Annotated in this window: 23 protein-coding genes; 22 read left to right on the forward strand and 1 reads right to left on the reverse strand. The window is 44.4% G+C overall.

Going from position 1 to position 25799, the window contains the following annotated elements:
- Positions 1–333 precede the first annotated feature (333 nt).
- Entirely contained in the window at positions 334–528 is a 195-nt protein-coding gene (locus RIC07_RS37955; protein ID WP_446399022.1) for a hypothetical protein, read from the reverse strand.
- A gap of 137 nt (positions 529–665) precedes the next feature.
- Here RIC07_RS37955 and pyk point away from each other — a divergent pair, with 137 nt between their 5' ends.
- The 22 genes from pyk (at position 666) to RIC07_RS38065 (ending at position 25498) form a co-directional block, all read left to right on the forward strand.
- Positions 666–2093, forward strand: a complete 1428-nt coding sequence (gene pyk, locus RIC07_RS37960; RefSeq protein WP_446399043.1) for a pyruvate kinase — start codon at positions 666–668, stop codon at positions 2091–2093.
- Between the two features lie 922 nt (positions 2094–3015).
- Positions 3016–4146, forward strand: a complete 1131-nt coding sequence (locus tag RIC07_RS37965) for a glycosyltransferase family 2 protein (RefSeq protein WP_446399023.1) — start codon at positions 3016–3018, stop codon at positions 4144–4146.
- A gap of 43 nt (positions 4147–4189) precedes the next feature.
- Positions 4190–5650 (forward strand): NAD(P)/FAD-dependent oxidoreductase, encoded by a 1461-nt coding sequence (locus RIC07_RS37970; RefSeq protein ID WP_446399044.1) that lies wholly within the window; start codon positions 4190–4192, stop codon positions 5648–5650.
- 161 nt (positions 5651–5811) lie between these two features.
- Entirely contained in the window at positions 5812–6735 is a 924-nt protein-coding gene (locus RIC07_RS37975) for a glycosyltransferase (protein ID WP_446399024.1), read from the forward strand.
- A 63-nt stretch (positions 6736–6798) separates the two neighbouring features.
- Entirely contained in the window at positions 6799–8070 is a 1272-nt protein-coding gene (locus RIC07_RS37980; RefSeq protein WP_446399025.1) for a glycosyltransferase, read from the forward strand.
- Between the two features lie 19 nt (positions 8071–8089).
- Positions 8090–9172, forward strand: coding sequence for a glycosyltransferase family 2 protein (locus tag RIC07_RS37985; RefSeq protein ID WP_446399026.1), 1083 nt, complete (start codon positions 8090–8092; stop codon positions 9170–9172).
- A 27-nt stretch (positions 9173–9199) separates the two neighbouring features.
- Positions 9200–10117: a glycosyltransferase gene (locus tag RIC07_RS37990; protein ID WP_446399027.1), complete on the forward strand. Its 918-nt coding sequence runs from the start codon at positions 9200–9202 to the stop codon at positions 10115–10117.
- A gap of 144 nt (positions 10118–10261) precedes the next feature.
- On the forward strand, positions 10262–11164 hold the full coding sequence (locus RIC07_RS37995) for an ABC transporter permease (protein ID WP_446399028.1): 903 nt from the start codon (positions 10262–10264) through the stop codon (positions 11162–11164).
- A 98-nt stretch (positions 11165–11262) separates the two neighbouring features.
- The gene (locus RIC07_RS38000; protein ID WP_446399029.1) at positions 11263–12579 is read left to right on the forward strand and encodes an ABC transporter ATP-binding protein; all 1317 of its coding nucleotides are present in this window, start codon (positions 11263–11265) and stop codon (positions 12577–12579) included.
- 58 nt (positions 12580–12637) lie between these two features.
- Positions 12638–13516, forward strand: a complete 879-nt coding sequence (locus RIC07_RS38005) for a sulfotransferase family protein (protein WP_446399030.1) — start codon at positions 12638–12640, stop codon at positions 13514–13516.
- Positions 13517–13576: 60 nt separating this feature from the next.
- A complete protein-coding gene (locus RIC07_RS38010) occupies positions 13577–14287 on the forward strand; it encodes a methyltransferase (RefSeq protein ID WP_446399031.1) in 711 nt (236 codons plus the stop codon).
- 59 nt (positions 14288–14346) lie between these two features.
- Positions 14347–15213 (forward strand): FkbM family methyltransferase, encoded by an 867-nt coding sequence (locus tag RIC07_RS38015; RefSeq protein ID WP_446399032.1) that lies wholly within the window; start codon positions 14347–14349, stop codon positions 15211–15213.
- A gap of 76 nt (positions 15214–15289) precedes the next feature.
- Complete coding sequence (locus RIC07_RS38020) at positions 15290–16048, forward strand: sulfotransferase family 2 domain-containing protein (RefSeq protein WP_446399033.1); 759 nt, start codon at positions 15290–15292, stop codon at positions 16046–16048.
- 150 nt (positions 16049–16198) lie between these two features.
- Positions 16199–16843, forward strand: coding sequence for a sulfotransferase family protein (locus tag RIC07_RS38025; RefSeq protein ID WP_446399034.1), 645 nt, complete (start codon positions 16199–16201; stop codon positions 16841–16843).
- Positions 16844–17121: 278 nt separating this feature from the next.
- Complete coding sequence (locus tag RIC07_RS38030; protein WP_446399035.1) at positions 17122–18459, forward strand: ABC transporter ATP-binding protein; 1338 nt, start codon at positions 17122–17124, stop codon at positions 18457–18459.
- 64 nt (positions 18460–18523) lie between these two features.
- The gene (locus RIC07_RS38035) at positions 18524–19486 is read left to right on the forward strand and encodes a glycosyltransferase family 2 protein (RefSeq protein WP_446399036.1); all 963 of its coding nucleotides are present in this window, start codon (positions 18524–18526) and stop codon (positions 19484–19486) included.
- A gap of 8 nt (positions 19487–19494) precedes the next feature.
- Positions 19495–20400 (forward strand): hypothetical protein, encoded by a 906-nt coding sequence (locus RIC07_RS38040; RefSeq protein WP_446399037.1) that lies wholly within the window; start codon positions 19495–19497, stop codon positions 20398–20400.
- Positions 20401–20421: 21 nt separating this feature from the next.
- Positions 20422–21231: a class I SAM-dependent methyltransferase gene (locus RIC07_RS38045; RefSeq protein WP_446399038.1), complete on the forward strand. Its 810-nt coding sequence runs from the start codon at positions 20422–20424 to the stop codon at positions 21229–21231.
- Between the two features lie 59 nt (positions 21232–21290).
- The gene (locus RIC07_RS38050) at positions 21291–22466 is read left to right on the forward strand and encodes a glycosyltransferase (RefSeq protein WP_446399039.1); all 1176 of its coding nucleotides are present in this window, start codon (positions 21291–21293) and stop codon (positions 22464–22466) included.
- A complete protein-coding gene (locus RIC07_RS38055) occupies positions 22463–23350 on the forward strand; it encodes a glycosyltransferase family 2 protein (RefSeq protein ID WP_446399040.1) in 888 nt (295 codons plus the stop codon). Before RIC07_RS38050 ends, RIC07_RS38055 begins: the two co-directional genes overlap by 4 nt.
- A 117-nt stretch (positions 23351–23467) precedes the next feature.
- Complete coding sequence (locus RIC07_RS38060; protein WP_446399041.1) at positions 23468–24379, forward strand: glycosyltransferase family 2 protein; 912 nt, start codon at positions 23468–23470, stop codon at positions 24377–24379.
- A 57-nt stretch (positions 24380–24436) separates the two neighbouring features.
- Entirely contained in the window at positions 24437–25498 is a 1062-nt protein-coding gene (locus RIC07_RS38065) for a glycosyltransferase family 2 protein (RefSeq protein WP_446399042.1), read from the forward strand.
- Positions 25499–25799 lie beyond the last annotated feature (301 nt).

A 25799-nucleotide genomic window follows, 5' to 3' on the forward strand; every position in this document is an offset into this window, starting at 1 on the left:
TTTTATATCCTCCGTAGTTATAGTTACTTGAGCTACTTAACAGTTATTCAAGACAAGATGCCAATTGTTTGATATTGGCAATTTATATAACTTGATGCTCGTTAGGTTTTAAAACAAGGGTTCAGCGCCTCACTAACCCACCTCAGATGTCTGAGAGGACGGGAAAATGATAGACACTCAATAACAAGCCTACTAATTTTTAGCAGAGGATTACTTCTATCTGAAGTCAGGGTTAAGGGGTAGAAGTGCTAATCAGGATTGCCGGAAAAATCTGCCCATAGTTGTAACTGGTCATTTGTCATTTGTCATTTGTCATTTGTCATTGGTTATTTGTCATTGGTCATTCGTTGACTCCCCCTGCTTCCCACACCCGACACCCGACACCCGACACCCAACACCCCACACCCGACACCCAACACCCCACACCCGACACCCGACACCCGACACCCAACACCCGACACCCAACACCCGACACCCGACACCCCACACCCGACACCCCCTTTTCCAGAAAGTTGATCTATTCTTCATGACAGGTGTTCTCCTGCGCCATCCCGGATTACAAATCATCCGGTTAGGCGGACGTTCAATTGGTAGGGGTGTGTAGACCCTGAAAATTAAACGCTAGAGAGAACATCAGTTCTATTGCCGTTATGACCCAGTATTTTATGCGTCGCACTAAAATTATCTGTACCATTGGACCCGCTACCGCCTCACCCGAACGCCTTGATGCCTTAATCGAAGCGGGGATGGATGTGTCCCGGTTAAACTTTTCCCACGGTTCCCATGAGTTTCACGGACAGACGATTCAGCAACTCCGAGAAATTAGTAGCCAACATCGCAAACCCCTCGCCTTGCTGCAAGATTTATGTGGACCGAAAATTCGTCTGGGAAAACTACCTCCTGACGGGATTAATGTGAAAACGGGGGATGAAGTAACCTTTGTGTTAAACGAGGAAGGCAACAACCCGGATGAGATTCCCTTACCCATTCCCACGCTGTTTGCTATGGTGCGCGTAGGTGAACCGATTTCGATTAATGATGGTCGAGTCAAATTGATTGTCACGGAACGAGATGCGGATAGCATTCGCGCCTTGGTGAAAATTGGTGGACTCCTGTCCTCTAAAAAGGGGGTTAACTTACCTGAAACCTATTTACCCGTCACCTCTGTCACCGAAAAAGACATGACCGATTTACGGTTTGGGTTGCAATCGGGGATTGACTGGGTGGCGGTGTCTTTTGTGCGAAGCGCCAGTGATTTAGAACCCGTGCGGCGGATGATTGAAGCCGCAGGCGCTAAAACCCGTGTGATTGCCAAAATTGAAAAACGGGAAGCGGTGGAAAACTTAGAGGAAATCCTCCATACTGCGGATGGAATTATGATTGCTCGCGGTGACTTGGGAGTTGAGACGCCGTTGGATCAAGTACCCTTAATCCAAAAAGAAATTACTCGTCGCTGCAACCAACTCGGTAAACCCGTAATTACAGCCACCCAGATGCTAGAGTCAATGATCAACGCCCCTGATCCGACTCGCGCTGAAGCCACGGATGTCGCCAACTCAATTTTAGATGGGACGGATGCGGTAATGCTTTCGGGTGAAACTGCTGTGGGACAATATCCCATCGCCGCCGTGGAAATGATGAACAATATAGCTATCCAGACGGAAAAAGCCCTAGCCGAAGGATTGCAAACCTCGTCTGAGTTTCCCAGTTGCAGTATTAGCACCACCGAATCCGTAGCCGAAGCCGCTTGTCATATTGCCAGTCAATTAGGCGCACGGGGAATTATGTGCAACACTTCATCCGGCAGTTCCGCCCGCCTGGTGTCTAAGTATCGCCCCAAAACCCCGATTATTGCGTTTACGCCAGAAGAAAGTACCTATCGTCAGTTGGCTTTGTCTTGGGGGGTGCAACCTTATCTGATTACCCCTGTATACAATGCCGAACAGATGTTAACTAATGTGGTGAATGCTGCGGTGGAGATGGAGTTAGCCGAATACGGAGATAAAGTGGTGATTACCTCCGGTGTTCCCATTGGTACGCCAGGAACCACGAGTCTGATCAAAGTCCACAAGATTGGACAGGCGATCGCTTAGGTTGTCATTTGTCATTTGTCATTTGTCATTTGTCATTTGTCATTTGTCATTTGTCATTTGTCATTTGTCATTTGTCATTTGTCATTTAGGGGCGACCCACACCGCATCAATATCCATGTAGGGGCGACCCGCCTCCACTAATTAACAACGGTAGTCCTATCCAAAAAATCGGGTCGCCCTGCGCCCACAGGTTTAAGCGATCGCCTAAAATGTGATTGTTCATTGGTCTTATGTCATGTAGAGGCGACCCGCACCGCATCAATATCCATGTAGGGGCGACCCGCCTCCACTAATTCACAACGGTAGTCCTATCCAAAAAATCGGGTCGCCCTGCGCCCACAGGTTTAAGCGATCGCCTAAAATATCATTGGTTATTGGTCATTGGTTATTGGTCATTGGTTATTGGTCATTGATCATGTAGGGGCGACCCACACTGCGTCAATGCCCATGTAGGGGCGACCCGCCTGCATTAATTCAAGGGCGGTAGTCCTATCAAAAAACTCGGGTCGCCCTCTGATCCATTGGTATTGGTATCGACTGGAGATAAACCCCTCCCTAACCCTCCCCTTGTCAAGGGGAGGGAACAAGACTACTTCCCAAAAATAACCAGATTTGAATACTGTGAACGCTTAAGTTATTTTAAATTTTATTTCCGTATCAGACGCTACATTCGAGCAACCTTCACGAAAACTTCATACAATCACCTCAAATACGCGAATTTCGTGAAGATTCCGTAAAGAAAATAAATATAAGCGATCGCTCACCCCAAACCTTGATTAAGATTTAAAAAGTATATCTTCAGGATTTCTGGTATATAGCTTGACCCGAGTGCCAGAAACACTGTCTATCTGACCCCAGATGGATGCTGTAAACAAAGCTAACTATTAAGCTAGCCCCAACAACCCCCACGACTAGGAGCCAGATGACACGTTCTACCGCAACACCGACTATTTCGGTAATTATCCCTGTCTATAACGGTGGCGAAGCCTTTCGTCGTTGCCTTGCCAGTCTAGCGAAAACCTCACCCCAGCCCTTGGAAGTGATTGTCGTCGCTGACGGCGATACTGACGGATCTGGGCAGTTCGCTCAAGACTTTGGTGCCAAGGTAATCCGAGTTCCCACCTCTGGTGGACCGGCGAAAGCTCGCAACTTAGGCGCTAAGGCAGCGAGCGGTGATATTCTTTTCTTCGTCGATGCCGATGTCGAAGTATATAATAACACCATCGGTAAAGTGGCGACAACCTTCCACCAGGAATCTGAACTCGCCGCCCTAATTGGCTCCTACGATGATCAGCCGGGGGCACCTAATTTCTTGTCTCAGTATAAAAATTTATTCCATCACTACACCCATCAAACCGGATCAGAAGACGCCTCTACTTTCTGGGGCGCTTGTGGTGCAATCCGGCGGGATATTTTCTTAGCTGTCGGCGGCTTTGACGAGAGTTATCGTCTCCCTTGTGTTGAAGATATTGAATTAGGCAATCGGCTGAAACGCAGAGGGTATCAAATTGGCTTGCGTAAAACCATCCAAGTCAAACATCTGAAATGCTGGAGAACCTACTCCCTGCTGAGAGCGGATATCTTTTATCGGGCAATCCCTTGGACAGCGATAATATTACGCGATCGCGAAATGGTCAATGACCTAAATCTCAACCTTGCCAACCGCGTCAGTGTTGTCTTAGTGTATACCTTATTAGCAGCTCTAATCGCCGTTTGGTGGGTATCGGCTGCATGGGTTGGCATCGCGGGATTGAGTCTAGGGCTGTTGGCAATCAACGCCTCCGTCTATCAATTCTTTTATCAAAAACGCGGCTTCCTATTCGCCCTGCAAACCGTACCCTGGCACTGGCTATACTATTTTTATAGCGGATTAGCCTTTGCGATCGGGCTAGTTCGTCACCACTGGCAAACTTATCAACCAACTATCCCAACTTGGAAAACATTACCCTGGGGCGACTTGTTAGCGATTGAGAAACGGATATTTGCGTCAATTTCTCGTGAATTAGTCGGTGCCTCAATTCTGGTTTCTTTAGTAATTGGCAACTCTTTCTAGTCCTCTACATCTCGAAGATAATAAAGCATTAGGAGGCAAATCCTTGACCCATCATCCAGTGGTAATTATTGGAGGCGGTCCTGCTGGCTTGACGGCGGGTTACGAACTACTTAAACAGGGAATTAAACCCATCGTCCTGGAAAAAGCAGATAAAGTGGGTGGGATTTCCCGCACCGAAACCTACAAAGACTATCGCTTTGACATTGGCGGTCATCGCTTTTTCACCAAGGTGGGCGAAGTCGATCAGTTTTGGTATGAAATTCTGGCAGACGAATTTATCCAAGTTCCGCGCCTGTCCCGGATTTATTATCAGGGCAAGTTTTACAACTATCCCCTTTCTCTGTTCAACGCCCTATCCAATCTTGGCATCATCCAAAGTTGCCTAATTCTGGTGAGTTACTTACGGGCAAAACTCCACGCTAAATTAAACCCTGATTTTGAACCGGAAACCTTTGAAGAGTGGGTGACTGACTGCTTTGGGCGTCGCCTCTATAGAATCTTCTTCAAGACTTACACCGAAAAAGTTTGGGGAATTCCTTGCAACCAAATTCGCGCAGACTGGGCAGCACAGCGCATTCAAGGCATGTCTCTCAAACGAGCGGTGATCAATGCTGTATTCAAAAGTCAAAATGCCAAAAGTTTAATTAAGGAATTTAAGTATCCCGTTTTGGGACCGGGAATGATGTGGGAACGTTGCCAGGAAAAGCTAGAGAGTCAAGGTGCTCCGGTGCATCTGCATACAACGGTGACTCGCATCGAACGGGAAGGGACTCGGATTAAGAGTATCACCGCAAAACAAGGGGATGAAACCCGGCAATTCACAGGCGATCATTTCATTTCTAGTATGCCTGTAACCGCCCTCCTGTATCGACTCGATCCCCCGCCCCCTGACCATGTATTAGAAGCGGCAAAAGGTCTAAAGTATCGAGATTTTCTGATTGTCTCACTGATTGTAAATCAGCCCGACCTATTTCCCGATAACTGGATTTATATTCATAGTCCAGAATTCCAAGTGGGACGCATTCAAAACTTCAAAAATTGGAGTCCGGCGATGGTGCCTGATCCGAGTAAAACCTGCTTGGGGATGGAATATTTTTGCAGTGAAGGTGATCCGCTTTGGGAATTGTCGGATGTGGAGCTGATTGAGTTAGCTAGTCGTGAGGCGATTGATCTAAATATAGGTGTTAATCAGGATGATGTTGAAGACGGCGTGGTTATCCGTCAACATAAAGCCTATCCCGTTTATGACGGCGAATACCGTAAACATCTTCAAGTCATTCAAGAGTACATCCAGACCTTTGAAAACCTGCAAACAGTGGGTCGTAACGGGATGCACCGATACAACAATCAAGACCACTCCATGCTGACAGCGATGCTAGCCGTGAAAAACATCCTGGGTGAAAATCACGATTTGTGGAATGTCAATGTGGAGCGGTCTTACCACGAGGAGTTTACTACAAAGGAGTCGCCCAAAAAGCCCCAGCAACAGCTTGTGGCAAAGTAAACAAACGTTGAGTTTTGAGTGTGTAGGGGCGGGTTTCACTACTATCTTTTCGGTTGCACCCAGATGTGACTAAACCCGCCCCGACTCAGGTTTCTAGACTATAAATCGCCTGTCCCTATAAAATTCATTGAATAACAAATCACCGCTTTCTCGCCAAGGAAATGGAATCTCATTCTCATCCATTTGTATCCATCATCATTCCCGTCTATAATGACGCCGAGCGTCTGAAACTCTGTTTAGAGGCTCTGGAAAATCAGACCTATCCCAAAACAGGATATGAAGTGATTGTTGTCGATAATGCATCTGATGAAGCAGCAGATATTAAAGGGGTAGTCGCTCAATTTAGTCAAGCTATAGCGGCTTATGAAAGCACTCCCGGTTCTTATGCGGCTCGGAACAAAGGGATATCCTTGGCGAAAGGTGAGGTGATTGCCTTTACCGATGCTGACTGCATTCCAGCATCGGATTGGATTGAAAAGGGGGTTCAACATTTACTCAATACACCCAACTGTGGCTTAGTGGCAGGAGAAATCAAAATTTTCTTCAAAAATCCTGAGCGACTCACACCTGTGGAACTTTTTGAAAAAGTTACTGCTTTTGAGCAAAAAGACTATCTGGAAAACTACAAATATGGGGCAACAGCCAACTTATTTACGTTCAAAACCGTAATTGAGCGAGTTGGATCTTTTAATTCTAGTCTGAAATCAAGTGGAGATGTAGAGTGGGGACAGCGGGTTGCTGCGTTTAATTATCAGCAGGTTTATGCCGCCAATGCTTGTGTCGCTCATCCGGCGCGATATTCCTTTAAACAGCTCTATAAAAGAACAACTCGAATCGTGGGTGGTGCTTATGATCTACACTGGAAGAAAAACAATCTGATTTTACAGCGCAATAGGATATTGCTCCAGGCACTATTAGCCGATTTACTGCCACCGCTGAATTTTGTGGTTAAAACATTTCGAGATATTCGATTACAGGGAATCGAGGAAAAGCTAAGAGTGTCTTTGGTTATGTTTTTTGTCAGATATGTAAGCGCTTGGGAAAGGATACGATTAATGATAGGGGGTGCTTCAATTCGAGAGTAGTTCTCTAGGAGTTGTGAAAATAAAGGTTGAGCAATCTCGCCGTATTGAGAAAGAAAAAATGTTATGAAAATTGCGTTCATAGTCGGTCAGTTTCCCACGTTATCGGAGACGTTTATCTTAAATCAGATTACAGGTCTTCTCGACCGAGGGCATGAAGTTGATATTTACGCGGATAATCCCGGTGATTTGACGAAACTGCATGATGATGTGGTGACTTACCGTCTGCTTGATCGCACTTACTATCTCCCTGAAATTCCAGCTAATCTTTTCTGGCGTGTGGTTAAAGGTTGCGGTGTATTCCTATCTAAATTTATGCAATCGCCTAAAGATACCTGGGAATCCCTAAATTTTCTCAAACATGGACAGCAAGCGATATCGCTTTGGTTGCTTTACACGCTGATTCCTAATTTCCAAAAAAACTATGACATTATCCATTGTCAGTTCGGAACCGTTAGTTTCAGAGGTATGGCGTTCCGGGCTGTAAATTCGCCGAATGCCAAGTTAATTACTATTTTTCGAGGACACGATATCAGCAATTTTGTTCAAGAACACGGTGAAGCTATTTATAATCCTTTATTCAAAAACGGAGACTATTTTCTGGCAAACTGTGAATTTTTCAAGCGCCGAGTGATTGAGTTAGGGTGCGATCCGGAAAAAATAAGAGTTCATGGTTCGGGGTTAGACTATAGCCGTTTTCCCTTTAAACCTCGTCACTTTCCTAAAGATGGCTTAGTTCGCATCGCCACGACAGGACGTTTAGTTGAAAAGAAAGGGATTGAATATGCTATTCGAGCCGTGGCGAAAGTTTTAGAACGGCATTCTAACTTAGAATATATGATTATTGGGGAGGGACTATTACGCCCGGAATTAGAGCAACTCATTCAGTCCCTTAATGCTGAAAAAGCCATTAAGTTAGTGGGGCAAAAATCTCAAGCGGAATTAATTACATTACTAGAGAATTCTCACTTATTTATTGCACCAAGCGTGACGGCGGCTGATGGCAATCAGGATGCTCCCGTTAACGTTCTCAAAGAAGCAATGGCGATGGGTCTACCTGTGATTAGTACACTTCATGGAGGGATTCCAGAGCTAGTTGAAGAGGGGGTATCTGGCTTCTTAGTCCCAGAACGAGATGCTGATGCGATCGCGGATCGGTTAATTTACTTAATTGAGCATCCTGAACGTTGGTCGGCAATGGGACAAGCCGGACGCTTGTTTGTGGAGCAACATTATGATCTTAATCGTTTAAATGATGCCCTTGTCGCCCTTTATCAATCCCTACTTCAGGGTGACTCAGTTCCTCACCCAGAGGTGGCACTCCCTTTAAGTACCTAACTATCACGGAGGATTTTATATGACTCTCACGACTCACCCATCTACCTCTAATACCTTATCCTCAGAGCAACCTCAGGTTACGATTGTGGTTGTTCCCCGCGAGCGATTTAGCTGTGCGCGTCGGTCTCTAGAGAGTGTATTTGCTCACACTCAATTGCCCTATAAGTTAATCTACGTCGATGGGAATTCTCCTGCACCAGTTCGACGCTATTTGGAACAGCAAGCGGAGGCAAAAGGGTTTCAGCTATTACGCACAGAGTATTACCTGTATCCAAACCAGGCAAGAAACCTAGGTTTATCTCAAGTCGATACCAAATATGTCGTCTTTTTAGACAATGATGTCATTGTTTCACCCAATTGGCTCACCACTTTAGTACAGTCTGCAGAGGAAACAGACGCGGCGGTAGTCGGTCCTCTGATGTGTCAGTATGAGCCGATTCATGAAATTGTCCATTTCGCTGGTGGAGAATCTCATATTTGGGTCGATAAAACGGGACGGCGACGGCTGCGGGAGAAAATGTATGATCAGGGAAAACCTGTTACAGAGGTTCGCGATCGCCTTGAGCGCACTCAAACAGAGTTAGCCGAATTTCACTGTGTATTAGTCCGTCGGTCTATTTTCGATCAGGTGGGTCAACTGGATGAAGGGATGCTCAACACCAAAGAGCATTTAGATTTTTGCATGAGCGTTCGCCAAGCCGGGGGTACGGTTTATTTGGAACCCGCTTGTATCGTTACTTATGTTCCCGGACCCCCTCTGAAGTGGTCTGATTTGCATTTCTATATGCTGCGCTGGAGCGATGCTTGGACGTTCGCTAGCTTGATGCATCTGCAAAAGAAATGGAATCTGGCTGAAGACAGCTATTTTCAAACTAAATACAAAAAGCTGCAAAAGGGGTGGCGGAGAAAAGGCACAATTATTGTTCCGTTGGTTCGTTTTTTAACCTTTGGTATCGGCAGCGGCAAATTGGAAAGTCTTTTAATTAAGCCAGAACAGTTACTTAATCAAACCTTAACCACTCGCCATGCTAAACAACAACGACAGCAACAGTCTGCCACTTCACCTACGCCAAACTTAGTCTCCAGCCCAGCTAATCATTAATAACAATTTCCTCAGTTAATCAGATACATGGAACAATTTCTCTTTTCAGTAGTTATCCCCAGCTATAACCGCCCAACGCAACTGGCGGCTTGTCTGGAATCTCTAACTCAGCTTGACTATCCACGCGATCGCTTTGAAGTGATTGTGGTTGACGATGGTAGTGACAGCCCCCTCGACACAGTGGTGGCTCCCTTTAAAGACTCACTCAACCTAAGGCTAATTCGACAGAACAATGCCGGACCTGCCGCAGCACGCAACGGTGCAGCTCAACAGGCAACTGGGAAGTATCTTGCTTTCACCGATGATGACTGTAGACCAGCGACGAATTGGTTGCAAGCGTTAGAAAACTGCTTCACGGCAACACCTGATCGCATTGTCGGCGGTCGAACGGTGAATGCCCTGGCTGATAATCCTTACTCTACGACGAGTCAGAACATTATCAGCATGGGGTACGCCCACTATAACGCGATTGCCGACCAAGCCCGCTTCTTTGCCTCCAACAACATGGTTGTACCTGCCGAGCGCTTTCGGGAACTGGGCGGGTTTGATCAAAGCTTCACCACGTCAGAAGATCGGGAATTGTGCGATCGCTGGTTGCATCAGGGCTATCAGATGACCTATGCACCTGAAGTCGTCATTTATCATGCTCATCCGATGACACTTCGCAGCTTTTGGAAGCAGCATTTTAGCTACGGACAAGGAGCCTTCCGCTTTCATCAGACAAGGGCGGAGAAAGGCTGGGGAAATTTCCAGATTGAAGGGAACTATTATCTTAATCTTCTCCGCTATCCCTTTGAAAATGGGCAGGGAAAACAAGGACTGGTGCTAACAGCCGTCTTGTTCGTATCCCAGGTGGCAAATGCGGCAGGTTTCTTTTGGGAAATGATTCAGTCAAAAAGAACATCCCCGTTCGATTCAAAAGCCGAAAATTTGAAATTTGAGTAATCCGGATTACCGCCGTATTTTCGTTCCCCTAACCCCTACTGAGGCACAACCTATCCCTAAAATTAATGCTCAAAACTTCAGAAACGAGAAATGCATTATACCACATAAAATTATTAATCGGATAAATATTTTCGACAAATAGAAATGGAAAAACTATCTAACGGGAATACAAAAAGAGCCAATCCATTAGGAAGAGGAAAATTACGGCTTGATGTAACTTATACTCCTGAAAGCTTACTTAGACATCCCCGACAACTGTTTGGGCAGATGTGGTATGACTTACTCGCTTCTCGCGAGTTAGCATGGCGGCTAATGGTGCGCGATATCAGCGCTAAATATCGTCAGTCAGTCTTGGGAATTGCGTGGGCACTTATTCCTCCCATCGCCATGGCAGTCGGATTTACCCTGGCAAGTGAAGCCAACATTGTCAATGTCGGTCAAACCGATTTTCCTTATCCTGCCTATGTCATGTTCAGTACTGCCTTGTGGCAAACCTTTGTTGAATCGTTGAATGGTCCAGTCGAGGCAGTAACCAAGGCAAAGCCAATGCTTGCCCGTGTTAATTTTCCCCGCGAAGCGGTTATATTAGCTAAAGTTGGAGAGGTTTTCTTTAACTTTATGATTAAATTGGTTTTGATTATCGGGCTATTTATTTGGTATCGCATTCCCGTGAGTTGGACATTAATCATAGCTCCAGTTGCTCTTATTCATTTAATCATGCTGGGTACTCTTTTCGGGACATTACTGTCTCCCTTAGGAGTGCTTTACCAAGATGTGCAAAAGGCATTAACAATGGTGACAGGCTTCTGGCTGTTTCTCACCCCAGTTGTCTATTCCGTTCCTGAATCAGGCTTATTTGGTTTTTTCGTTCAACTCAATCCGGTTACCCCTTTATTGGTAACCACACGAGAGTTAGCCACAACTGGTATTATTTCCGAACCCGTCAGCTTTTGGGTCGTCAGTGTCTTGACCTGGATTGGTTTGTTTCTCACCTGGATTGCTTTCCGAATTGCGCTTCCGTATGTTATTGAAAGGGTAAGCTCATGACTGAAGGAAGGCAGAAGAGATTTATCCCGATGCTCTTAATTGAGTTAGTGACAAACTCCAAATTGGATCTCAATAATAAATAAGGCAAATACAAGAAAATGACTCTTAATGAAGCAAAGACCGCCGAAAAATCATTGATCCAAAACATTTCATCTTCCTCCACTTCCGATACAGATGGGGTGATTTCTGTTAATGGAGTGTCGAAAAAGTTTTGTCGAGATTTGAAGCGATCTTTGTTTTATGGAATTTGTGATATCTTCACCGACTTAACCGGTGGATGTCGCCAGAGTAACACGCTACGAACCGGAGAATTTTGGGCGCTAGATAACGTTAGCTTCCAGCTACGGCGCGGAGAAGCACTTGGTCTAGTGGGGGCGAATGGTGCAGGAAAAAGTACTTTATTACGCATTCTGAGTGGTCTGATCAAACCCGATACAGGTTCCGTCAGAGTTCGAGGGCGAATCGCTCCTTTAATTGCGTTAGGGGCTGGGTTTAATCCAATTTTAACAGGACGAGAAAACATTTATGCCAATATGGCAATTTTAGGTTTATCAACCCAGGAAATAGAAGAAAAGTTTGAAGATGTGGTTGAGTTTGCCGAAATTCAAGATGCTATCGATGCACCTGTGCAAACCTACAGTTCTGGTATGGCGGCGCGATTAGGTTTTGCCTGTGCCATTCATGTTGAACCCGAAATTTTATTGATTGATGAAGTGTTGGCGGTTGGGGACGTAAAATTCAAAATGAAGTGCCATCATCGGCTGGCTAAGTTAAAAGAAAATGGCACTGCCTTTATTTTAGTTTCCCACAACCCATACACAGTTTTGAATGTTTGCGAAAACTCTATCTATTTACGAAAGGGTCAATTAGTGCTGGCAGGGGAAACCGAATCGGTTATTCATCAGTATGAAAAAGATCTATCTTTATCCGGAACTAGCCCGGTTCCGGGTATGATGACCTTACCCGAAAAACCTAAACATCAAAGTATAGGTCTAGATATTATAGCACTGTTTTTTCGGGATGATCAGGACAATATAATAGAATTTCCTTCGACAGGAGAACCTGCTTATTTTTGTGTCAAATGCCGAGCTTACGAAGATATTACTTCAGTTAATCTCGGTGTTCTAGTGACCTCTTTATCGGGAGAAAGCAATCGCATTCTTAACCTTACGTCTGTCAATGATAATGCAACATTGGATGTGCCTGCTGGACAGTTTGAACTACAAATGTATATGCCCTACTGCTGTCTAATTCCGGGGGTTTACAGTGCCAAAATCTATGTCAAGCAGGGAGTGCGTTCCTTTGATATTGTGCGCTCTTTTAGATTCCGGGTAGACTCCAGGAAGAATACCAGTCGTTGCATGTTCTATCAACCTCGAAGCTGGAGGGTAGTCAATCCAGATAAGATTGATTAAGCCCCTGCTAATCAGATTCGGTATAATTTTAGAATAATAAAACTACGGATAAATTTTAATGTTATTAAGGCTTCTACTGAAAAAACGTAAAAAACTCCCTTTACCCATTCAATTGAGTCTAGCTCATTTAGCCACTCTGGGAACAAGGCAGAAATTCGCTCACTGGTTCACAGATATAGAAACCTACTGCACGTTTATCGGCTATTCTCGAAGCGGACATAGTATCGTCGCCGCTTTACTTGATGCACACCCCAATATTGTCATGGCTCATGAACTGCGTGCTGTTAAATATGTTCAGGCAGGCTTTGAGCGAGATGTCCTATATTATCTCCTGTTTCAAATGACTAGAATTAGAGGACATTCTTGGATGCGCGGGGGTGGGTATACCTACGATGTCCCCGATCAATGGCAAGGTTCTTTTAAAAAGATTCAGGTTATTGGTAATAAGCATGGCGAGTTTACAGTTAATAACCTGGCGGCTAACCCAGAGTTACTTCAGAAGCTTCGAGATGTGGTCAAAGTACCAGTACGATTTATTCACGTTGTCCGCAATCCGTTTGATAATATAGCAACAATGGCGCTCAAGAAAGCCCAGAAGAACGCCCAGCAGAATTCGTTAGACCTGCAGGCGACTACAGATCGCTATTTTCGGGTTTGTGAATCCGTTATGAAGGTGAAAGAAATGGCGGATTCAGGAGACGTATTTGATTTGCGTCACGAAGATTTTATTCAAGATCCAAAAGCGCAACTGCGTAACCTGTGTCTCTGGTTGGGAGTAGAGCCATCATCAAGTTATTTAGATGCCTGTGCCAGTATCGTTTTTGAATCACCGAAGAAAAGTCGGCATAAAATAGAGTGGACTGTAGATTTAAAGCAAGAAATTGAAAACGAAATACAGTTATTTCCGTTCCTGGAAGGGTATACATTTGAACGTTAGGAGAGCGGCACAAACTAAAAGAATTTAATTGAAATTATTTATTCATGTAAGAGGTCTATTATGTCTGAAGTTGGTGATACTATATCTGTAGCAAATGCACGTTGGTCTTTCGGGGGTAGCGTACCGGAAACCTTCGATAACCATGTTGGTCGCTCAGTTCCCCAATATCGACAAGGTCACGAAATTGTGGTGGCGCTGTCTGATTTTTTTATCCGTCCAGGTTCGAGAGTGTATGAACTGGGCTGTTCGACAGGTGAACTCACGCGAAAGATCGCCGAAGCGAATAGCGATCGCCATGTCTCGTTTATCGGTTTAGAAATTGAACCAGCCATGGTGGAAGCAGCAAAGCGGAAAACCTCGAATTTCCCCCGGGTTGAAATCCGAGAGGCTGACATTCTCAACGCGGAGCTGGAGCCTGCCGATCTGATTGTTGCCTACTATACCGTTCAGTTCATCCAACCTGCTGTAAGGCAGCTATTGTTCAATAAAATTTACAACAGCTTGAACTGGGGCGGTGGATTTCTCCTGTTTGAAAAAGTGCGGGCGCCTGATGCTCGCTTTCAGGATATGATGTCGTCGCTCTATGTTGATTTCAAATTACAGCAGGGATTTACTGAGCAAGAGATTGTCAATAAAAGTCGTAGTTTAAAGGGTATACTCGAACCCTTCTCCACTCAGGGAAATATTGACTTGATGCAGCGAGCGGGCTTTGTGGATATCATGACGGTATTTAAGCACCTCTGCTTTGAAGGCTTTTTGGCAATTAAATAGCAGCGCCGTGGAAAACGCATAAGATTGTAATAAAACAAACATTAAGAGAATAAGAAAAGATGACTATCTATCATACGTTACGTTCTTACTGGTGGGATGCCGCTCTACTGATGCGCCATCTTCGGCGACAACAAAGCAAACAAGGAAAACGGCTGTGGTGGCAGTTTCTTACCGCTTGGGAGTCGGCAACACCGTCGCTCTATCACAACCTACAAGTAGCTTATCGCCGCCAGCGACCCCTACCCGAGGAAACAATATCCCCCCAAATGTATGGCTCGGTCGTCACTGTCGAGGATATCCGTATGCGTATCGATCCCAGAATGTCACCCTATCAAGTGCAAAAGCTGCTCTGCGGTCGCCATACTCGACATGAGCGTCACTTGGTAATCCCTCGGCTTGAGCCTGACGATATCGTGATGGAACTCGGCGGTGGAATTGGCATGTTGGCAACCGCCTGCGCCTTGAAAATCGGCGGCGATCGCGTTCATTCCTACGAAGCTAATCCCTTCCTGGAGTCTTTAATCCGTGATAACTACACCCTCAATGGGGTGAACCCACACCTGAAAATGTGCATGCTTGGTCGGACGGCTGATACCTGCACGTTTTATGTTTCTGAACACTTTGCCCGTTCATCGACATACAAACTTGAAGCTCAACAAGAAACAACGGCTTGCGAAGTACCTGTCGAACCTCTCAACGATGAGATCCAGCGTATCCAACCAACGGTTTTGATTATGGATGTTCAAGGTAGCGAAGGCGAACTGTTGAGCTTTGCGGATCTCTCTAGCGTTCGCAAACTGCTCGTTGAGATGCATCCGAATATACTGGGAATTTCCCATGTCAATGCGCTACGCCGACAATTGCGAAATCAGGGCTTCTTGGAAACTGAGCGTGCTGGTCAAAGTTTTTTCTACGTCCGCCAATAACGAGCGATCGCGCTGCGATTGACAAGGCAGAGGATACATCAATATTACTTCTCCAGGACTACCTGTATGCTTGATTATGTCGCCTCATATCTTTTCTAAAAAACCCCGAATTTTTTTCATGCATGTTCCCAAGACAGGCGGAACTTCAGTAAATTCAGCCATCCAAAGACATTATGGTCGCCAGAGTTATATCCTTGATCCAATCCGAACGAAAGCGATGGCAAAATTGCTTTATCAGTCTGTTCCTGCTGTTGAAAGAGGAACATACCTATTGCGAGATAGCTTTATCTTAGATGCCATGAATCGAGATGTTTCATATATTTCCGGACACGCTCACTTTAATCAACAAATTTTGGAACGTTATTCAAAAAACTATGCTTATGTGACGCTGCTTCGAGATCCAGTCAAACGATATATATCTAACTATTTTTTTGATGCTAGTAAAGTCAAAGGAGACCATTCTTATGTCGAACAGAGTCTTTTGGATTTTCTAAAAACTCGTAGAGGGATTAGGCGGGGACACTTATATATAAACTATTTTTCGGGATTTCCCATCGAGCGCGACTATGATTTGAGTAAGCTTTCCCAACGAGTTGAAATTGCCAAGCAAAATATTTTAAAATTTGATTGTGTTGGCATTTTAGAAAACTTGCAAGGATTTAAAGAGAGGTTTAAACAACAGTTTGGATTAACGCTGAGAATTCCTCATCAAAACAAAAATCCTGTTGTTAATCCTTTAGTTGAGTCTCATCTTTTGAAGGTAATTCAAGAGATTTGTCAACCTGATATAGAGATTTATGAGTTTATGAAATTGCATTGTCTCAAACAAGCTTAGTTCTACCGTTCAATGATTATATGGATATTTATTAGTTTTTTTTAATCATGATGCCAAGTTCTAATTGATCTGAAGGATAAGCAACTTGCCTACAGGGTTAACTGAACTGGACAATCTGCTTTTTGCTGACCTACACTAAAAACTTGACAAATGTTAAAACAAAAAACGGGAAATTTACCAAATCTAATTGTTATTGGCACACAAAAAGGCGGGACAAGCAGCTTGCATTACTACTTATCTCTCCATCCGCAAATTTATATGTGTCGAGAGAAAGAGTTGGATTTTTTTATTGCTCAACGCAACTGGGAACGAGGTGTTGAATGGTATAAGAAAAATTTTGTCGGTGAAGCAAAGATTTATGGAGAATCATCGCCCAATTACACAGACTATCCTCGGTATGATCAAGTTCCTAAAAGAATGCACTCTATCGTCCCGGAGGTGAAAATTGTCTATATTCTGCGAGATCCAATCAAGAGAATAATTTCTCACTATATGCACTGGTATAGTGCTGGTTTGGAAAATAGAAGTCTATCAGATGCTTTGATAAAAATAGAATCGAGTCGCTATACACGTCGTTGCCTTTATTATACGCAACTCGAACAATATTTAAATTATTTCCCTCAATCAAATATTTTTATTATGACGACTGAGGATTTGCAGAATAAGCCTCAGAAATTCCTGCAAAAACTATTCATTTTTCTAGGAGTTGACAATTCATTTTATCACCAAAAATTATCGCGCATTCATCATAAATCTAGCCAAAAGAGACGCAAAAATGTTTGGGAAAGTCTTTAGAAAAAAGTTCACTAGGAGAGACAATTGAACACCTGCCCCGCCCGATTAGAGAAAAAGCCAAAACATTATTGTACTTGCCATTTTCCCACAAAGTTCAACGACCAACATTGGACAAAAGTTTAGAAGCAGAATTGATAGACTATCTCCGACCTGATATAAATCGTTTGAGAGACTATACTGGACTTGCTTTCGAGGATTGGTGTTTATAATTATTTAGTGTTTGCTCTCTGATTTGAAAAAGAGTAAACTACTGTACGAGGCTATACAGAGGCTACCCAATGAATTATGATTCTGAAGACGGTAAGTTTTTAATGAATAGAACAATTAGTGAAAGTACAGAGAAAGATATTGCCAATCAATCGGGCGACAATGAAGTCGTCATCTCTGTAGATGGGATTTCTAAGAAGTTTTGTCGCGACTTAAAGCGGTCATTATTCTATGGCGTGCAAGATATCACCACTGATTTAGTCGGCGGACGGCGTCAGAGTGAAGTGTTACGTCCTTCTGAGTTTTGGGCGTTAAAAGATGTTAGTTTTCAGTTACGGCGAGGCGAGGCGCTAGGTTTAGTTGGCGCTAATGGTGCGGGGAAGAGTACGCTGCTACGGATTATTAGTGGTTTGATCAAGCCAGACACTGGCTTGATCAAGGTTAAGGGACGGGTAGCTCCGCTCATTGCTTTGGGAGCCGGATTTAATCCAATTCTGACAGGAAGAGAAAATATCTATGCCAATATGGCAATTTTGGGGTTGTCTAAAAAAGAAATTGAGGAGCGATTTGATGCGGTAGTAGATTTTGCGGAAATTGGGGATGCCATTGATGCACCCGTACAAACTTATAGTTCGGGTATGGCAGCACGGTTGGGGTTTGCCAGTGCAATTCATGTAGATCCAGATATTTTGTTGCTGGACGAAGTGTTGGCTGTAGGGGATATAAAGTTTCGAGCAAAATGTGGTCGCAGGCTAGCAGAGATTCGGGAAAAGGGAACATCTTTTATATTGGTGAACCATAAACCAGCGGCAATTCTATCTATATGTGACTCAGCCGTTTACCTTTCTCAGGGAAAGGTAGTTTTGAAAGGGGAAACGAATTTGATCATCAAACAGTATGAAGAAGATTTGATGATCAAGGGAATTGAATATTCAAAAGGGAAGGTAATTTTGCCAGAGAAAGATGAGGCAGACAGTGGAGGGATTGATATTACTTATCTTTGCTTTAGAGGCGAAGGCAATGATATCATAAATTTTCCTCAAACTGGAAAACCTGCTTATTTTTGTGTTGGCTGTAAAGTCCATCGTCAGTTTGACGATGTTTACCTTAAATGTAAAGTTTGCGACATGGCTCGAGAAAATGAAATTATCCTCGATCTTAATAGTGATTATGATAACAATTTATTTAGTCTAGAGACAGGAAATACGGAAATCCAAATTAAAATGTCATCTTGTAATTTAAAACCAAGCACATACAGTATGGAAATTTATTTGGTTAAGAAGCCTCAGTACTGTTTTGATATTATTCAAAATTTTAGGTTTAAGGTTGAGGAATCGGAGGATGTTAATTTACTTATGAGTAGAAATTTATATTATCAAGACAAAGAATGGGTAGTAAAAAATATATAACTGTTTAATCAAATAATAAAAAATGGCGGAGTAATTTTAAACTAATACAAGACACTAATAAAAAATGATATCAAAAACAACGGAAAAACTAACGATTGGAATCCCGACCAAAAATCGTGCCTTGATGTTAGCAGAATTACTAAGTGACATTGAAAAATATCAAGCCGATTTACCAGTGGTTGTATCTGATAACAGTGATCGACCAGAGGATACAGCTAAGGTGGTCAAAGAATATGCTGAACGTTTAAAGATAAACTATGTACATACTGAATTTAGTATATCCCAAGCCGAAAATTTCAATACTGTGTTGAATAATTCGTCTACTAAGTACGTCGTTATTATGCATGATGATGATCGGTTTATCCCCACCTCTATTGGCACTTATCTATCTCTAGTCAACTATCTGGATCATGTTGATATTGATGTATTTGGAGTTTATGTTCAGGCGTTCAAGTTTAAAAATGAGGACGAGTTAAACAAACTCATCAATCTTCCTATAACTGTACCCGATTTAATTGACATTAAAGAGAATCTGAAAGTTTTTGCTAAGGGAGAGTACCTAAAGTATTTTGTGGAGGAAGGTATAGGCGGTAAAGCCCCAGGAGTACTTGTTAATCGCTTTTTGATGGGAAAATATAACATCAATTTTCCTACAGATACTGGAGCCAAACATGATAAAGCATTTTTTCTAACTGCAAACACCTTGGGATCTGTGGGATACTGGAGAAAAAAAGTTATCGCCAAGAGACTTCATCAAAGTCGGTCTATACATAGAAAAGTAACGGAAAATTATTGCTTATTTAATCAAAAAATTTTAGAGATTTATCAAGGTGATGATTTATCGATCAAAAAAATTCATAAGAAAAGATTTGAAAAATGGCTACAGGATGAATCAGGTTTTAAACCTCTTGAGTGCTGGCGTCTGATTTCATTAAGTCAAGTAGGCGTCTTAGAACGGGCTAATCTGTTTATGAAATATCTCTTTCATCATCTAAAAACAATAAAATTTAAACCTCAAAATACTTAAGTCAACCAATGAATAATTATTCGCCAAGAGAAGATAGTCAGGAACGCATCGGTTTTGCCATTGGCACAGGGCGCTGCGGCACTAATTTTCTTGCCAAAATTATCGCTCTAGAATCAAGCGTTTCATCAGTTCATGAACGGAATCCGTTAAATGAAACGTTTCATCGCTACTGTAAATGGTATGATTTGCCTGTAGATCACGAGGGTTTTTTGCAGACAAAAGAAGATGAAATTAAACAAGACTTGGAAAATCATCTCTTTTCTTTTGAAGCAAGCGCTCACCTTTCCCTCTCACTGCTAGAACTCTATAATCGCTTTGAATCCAAGTTTCTTCTTTTAGTGCGTAGTCCAGAGCGAGTAGTTAACTCTTATTTGCGTAAAGGATGGTATGAAAAACCCGCCGTGAGAGCGAATCCTGACTTAGCACCAGGCTATCAGGACTACTGCCATAATTTTCATCACTTCCTCGGTAGAATTATGCCCTCTGGGGACAAATTCCGGCAATGGAACCAAATGAGCCGAGTGGGAAAGATTGCTTGGTACTGGAATGCACTCAATGCAAAAATTATGGAACAGTTTGAAAGCATACCAGAAACCCACTGGCGGGTAGAAAAGCTGGAACACTTATCCTACAGCCGCTATCTAGAAATTGCTCAGTTTTTTGGCTTCCCGTCTATGGTTTCACAGGAAATCTATGAAGAATTGGCGCGACGTCGTCCCAATGCAAAATCTAGCGTTCCTACGATTGCGACATGGACTCCCTCAGAGATTAGTGAGTTTGAGGCAGAGGTGGAGCCGATGGCTAAAAGGTTGGGTTACGAATACAGGGTGAGTCATTTACCCGTTCCTCAGCCCAGACCATCTGAAGCAAAACAATCTTTGATTAAAAAATTATTAACCAAAAAGAATATATAGCAATCCTCCATGAAGCTGACTATGCAAAGCACAATTGAAACTCTGTTTTGGCTCTTTGTTCCTATCCCTCGCCAATCGAGATTTGAATCAGTACGCCTAAAGTTTGCAAATATCGGATTCCGATATGAGTGTCCACTTTGTCAGGCGCGGCTTGGTTCTTTGCACCCATTAGGTGAAAATTTTCCCGTCCTAGTTGAAAAAAATGTTGTTGGCGGTAGGCAACGGAATGCTCGCTGTCCTTGTTGTAAATCTTCAGATCGCGAACGATTGATTTATCGGTTTCTCTTATATCAAACTGATTTGTTTTCACGCCCAACTAAGCTGCTACACGTTGCTCCAGAGAAACGTCTGACCAAACTGATTGCCAAATTCTCCCACTTAGATTATCTGACTGCCGATCTCGATTCAAGTCCGTCTCGTGTTATGGAGCAGATGGACATAACCGATATCCATTATCCCGATGCATCTTTTGATGCCATTCTTTGCAATCATGTCCTTGAACATGTGCCAGAGGATAGAGTAGCGATGTCTGAACTGTATAGAGTGCTTCGCCCTGGTGGCTGGGCGATTCTTCAGGTGCCTATTTCTCTCACTCTGGATACGACGTTTGAAGACCCATCGATATCTAGTCCAGAGGAGCGAGAGCGAGCCTATGGTCAGCACAATCATGTCAGACTCTATGGGCGTGATTATATTCAAAGATTGCAAAACGCCGGATTTATAGTTAACGAATTCATTTGGTCAAAATATCCCCAATATTTTGGTGGATCAAAAAACAAATATGGGTTAAATCCGGATGAAATTATCTTTTTTGCCGTTAAGCAGAGTTGACTGAGGTTAACCGTTGCTATATTCAATGCCATTAGCCGTTTTTTTTAAGACCGATAGCCATGCATATCCTGGTTTCTTGTGAGTTTGAAGCCTCCTATCAAAAAGCTCATGCAATTAATACGATTAAGATGGCTCAGGGGTTTGCTCGACTGGGGCATGACGTTACTGTTGTTTGTCGCGAACCCCCAGAGGGTAGAGTCTCCCCGGATAAGCTAGCCAAAATTTATGGGTTAACCGAACCGCTACGCTGGGTGCAATTGCCTCGTAAGATTCTGGGCTGGAGTACGGATACCTATTGGCGGACAGCACTATTAACTCTACCAACTGCACTCCAAATCCGACCCGACTTAGTTTTTGCTCGTGGCTACCTTTTTCCTTGGTTAAGTAGTAAATTGGGCATGGCTACTGTTGCAGAAAAGCATTCACGGGTGGGAGTCGTCAATTCTCGCTTCTTTCGTTTAGTCAAAGGAACCCACCATAGCGCTTTCCTGGTTTGGCTGACGATTTCCCATCGTTTAGCTGATTACTACCATTCCCAAGGTGTGCCTAAGGAAAAGCTGCTTGTACTCCCCGATGCAGTCGATCTCAAGCTTTACCAGCGCCCAGAATGCTTACCAGAGAGTCCTTATCCAGTAAATTGTGCCAACGTGGCTTATGTGGGACACTTATATGATTACAAGGGTATTCCTACTGTGCTAGAAGCAGCAGCCAAGCTACCGGAGGTGATGTTTCATTTTGTCGGGGGATGGCAAGAGGACATTGACCGACACCAGAAACGAGTAGAAGAACTGAGATTACAAAATGTCATTTTTCACGGACTTAAGCCTCAAGTCGAGGTGCCAAACTTTCTCTGGCATGCAGAGGTATTACTGCTTCCACCTTCGCAACATCATCCCAGTGCGGCTTGGACGAGTCCAGTGAAACTGGGTGAGTACTTGGCATCGGGAACGCCAGTCGTGGCGACAGATATCCTCGCCCTGAGAGACTGGTTAACTGATGAGGAAGTAGAATTTGTCCAACCTGATAATCCGGAAGCGTTGGCTCAAGGGATTGGTCGTCTGTTAAGTGACAAATCCAGGGTTGAGCAGCTTCGAGTCGCTGGGATCAAGAAAGCACAAGCGCTGTCATACGAGAAAAGGGTGGAAGCGATTCTCAAGTACTGTGGATTATCGGTCTACGGGAAAACATTTTCCCTTGATGATACGCCATCGCTCAAACAAGGACTTGGACAATGAGCAAACCTTTACTCAGCATCATTATCCCAACTCGCGATCGCCCTCACTTGCTCCCCCATGCTGTCAACAGTGCGTTAGCACAAACCCTAGACGATTTAGAGGTCATTGTCGTGGATGATGCCTCGACTCAGATGGCTCAACTGCCCAAAGACTCTCGGCTGCGGGTGATTCGCCTAGAGCAGTCGCGGGGCGGGGCTGGAGCCCGTAATGTCGGCACCGAAGCAGCGCGAGGGCGTTGGGTGACCTACTTAGATGACGATGACCGCCTTCTGCCCCAGATGGCGGAGGTTTCGCTGGCGGCGATCGCTCGCGCTTCGGCAACCCCGCCCGTAGCCGTCATCTCCGGGCTGGAAAAAGTCAGCCCTCAAGGAGAAGTGATCAAAGTCCGCATTCCGCCGTCGCTGTGTCCGAAAGGGAGTCACTTTTTTCTAGAAACTCCCGAAGCTGGGCGCTCCTATGCAACCAAACAAACTCTGGTTGTAGAACGAGAAGTAGTCTTGCAGATTGGCGGGTGGGACGAACAGTTTCGCTCGCGAGTACACTCAGAGTTCTTCTTACGGCTCAACCCCGTCTGCACCTTAATTGGCTTACCGACAGTAACCTATCAACTTCGTTGCCACGGTGGGGTTCGCGTATCGAGCAATCCGGTTCTGCGGCAGGAGAGCTTCCACCGCTTAATTCAAAAGCATCAGGTTGCCTTTGAATCCCATCCTCGCCAGTTTGCTCAGTTTATTTATCGACATGCTCGAAACTCCTGGCAAGAACGACAATTTCAAGCTGCTCTGTTGGCGATCGCTTGGGCTTTGAAAATTGACCCAACCCATCCCTTAAGGAACTTCCTTCAAGGTGTTTGCCAATATGCTAACCGATTTAACCCTGCTTAATTAGGTTGGCGGTATTGGTATTCAATGGGTTGCTAATCCGCCGAGATATGATGACTTACTTTCAAAAGCAAGAAGCTGCTGCCGCTTCTATTCACCCCAAACTAGGGAAGTCAAGACATGAGTAGTCCTTTGATTAGCATTATCATTCCCACCTATAACCGACCTCAACTGCTGCCACGGGCGGTTCGGAGTGCGCTAGCTCAAACAGTAGAGGATTTTGAGGTAGTTGTTATCGATGATGGTTCGCCAGAGTCGGTTAATTTACCGGAGCATCCGCGACTGCGAGTGGTACGATTATCTGAGAACCGAGGTACAGCCGCCGCCCGCAATGCTGGGGCAAAAGCCGCTCGCGGACGCTACATCACCTACTTGGATGATGACGACCAACTGTTACCCCAGATGGCAGAGGTTTCACTCACAGCCCTTGCCAATACAACGCTTCCTCAACCCGTGGCGGTACTGTCTGGTTTGGAGGTAGTGGATCTCGATGGCAACGTGACTCAGAGGCGGATTCCCCCGACATTACCACGCGGAAAGCATTTTTTCCTCGAAGAAATTGAGCCAGAGCAATCCTTTCTCTCGAAGCAAACTTTAATGGTGGAGCGTGAGTTGCTATTAGGGATTGGTGGATATGACGAATCATTTAGCTCTCGCGTTCATACCGAGATATTCCTGAGGCTCAATCCAGTTTGCTCGATTCTCGGTTTGCCAACTGTCACTTATCAAATGTTCGTACATGGCGGTTCGCGCATTTCTCGCGATCCATCGCTGCGTCAAGTCAGTTTCAATCAACTGATCCATAAGCATGGCGCAATTTTTCAGGCGCATCCAAAGATGTTTGCTGATTTTGTGTACAAACACGCCCTTAAGTCCTACGAGCTGAATCAAAAACGGGCAGCGTTCTTGAGCGTATTATTAGCGCTGCGGATTCATCCAACTTATACCCTCAGTCAAATTACTGAGTCCTTTTGGCACAGACTAAGCGAATCTACCGGGCGAATGTTAACAGAACCGTTGAAGAGCAATTAAACTTGTCTAAACGTGAACGCTAATTCTACTCAATCCAATTGTTAGGAGACTTCAAAAATGGAAACTGCACGTACAAACGAACCGCAAGTCACAGTGGTTGTTACCCCACGAGAGCGTTTCAGCTATACTCGTGAATCCCTGGAGAGCATTTATGACTATACGGAAATTCCCTTTAACTTGGTTTATGTCGATGGGGGTTCGCCTCAGCATATCCAGCAGTATTTGGCAAATAAAGCACAGGAGAAGGATTTTCAACTGATTCGAGTCGATCGCTACCTTTCGCCTAACCAATCCAGAAATTTAGGACTGCGTCAGGTACGGACAAAGTATCTTGTTTTCGTAGACAATGATGTCATTGTCACACCCGGTTGGCTGAAGGGATTAGTTGAATGTGCTGAGGAGACAGAAGCGGCAGTGGTTGGACCCGTAATCTGCATTGGCACTCCGATTCATGAAATGATCCACAATCCTGGTGGAACGATCGCTATCAAGGAGGAGCAGGTTGGCGAGGAGCAAATACGGCGTTTTCACCACAAGTGCCATTTTAAAAGACGAGTGGATGACGTGCGCGATCGCCTCCAACGAGCAGAGTGTGACTACGTAGAGTTTCACTGTATGTTGGCTCGCACTGACATCTTTGAAAAGACGGGTCTCCTTGATGAAGGTTTGTTCAGCACTCGCGAACACCTCGATTTTTGCATGATGGTGGCTCGTGCTGGAGGCAAAATTTATGCAGAGCGACAGGTGATTGTGACCTATGTTCCCGGACCCCCTGTGCAATGGTCTGACCTAGGCTTCTTTATGCTGCGCTGGAGTGATGCTTGGGATTTAGCCAGTCTGGAACATTTTCGAGAAAAGTGGGACTTGACTGAAGATAATTACTTCCAAAGCCGATATAAAAAGCTAGGATTCCGCCGACATAAAGCCTATGTCAAACCTCTAGCCAAAAGCCTTCTGTTTGGACAGCGCAGTCTGACATTAGAAAAAATTCTCATCCGTCTCGATAGAATGGTGAACCGTCATGTCAGCGATCGCTACGCCCGAAGCCAACGTCAGAGCGCTCCCACTCAAGGCTTAGAGATGCAACCGTTTCCAGCAAGTACTAATCCTTCTAAGTAGGGTTTGCTGAATAAGTATTGTGGTGAGGGTAGCTGAGGGGGTGACAAGGGACTTGAGGGTACTACTGGGGGTAGGGGGTAGCTGACAGGTGTAGGTTTTTTATTTTATGGTTGGGACAAGACAAGGACGACAAGGAAGGAAAGAAGACAAGGTGGGAAAACCGTACAGAATTCGGTTCGGTCAAACTAACTTCTAAAAGCCGAAACGCCCTATTTTTCGTTCTCACTCTTCCTTGTCTACTGGTCTACCTGTCTTCCTTGTCTTGCCTAAACCCCCATCTTAAAAAACCTACCCTTGTGAG

It is taken from the genome of Coleofasciculus sp. E1-EBD-02 (assembly GCF_040218245.1).
In the GTDB taxonomy this organism is placed as follows: Bacteria; Cyanobacteriota; Cyanobacteriia; order Cyanobacteriales; family Coleofasciculaceae; genus Coleofasciculus.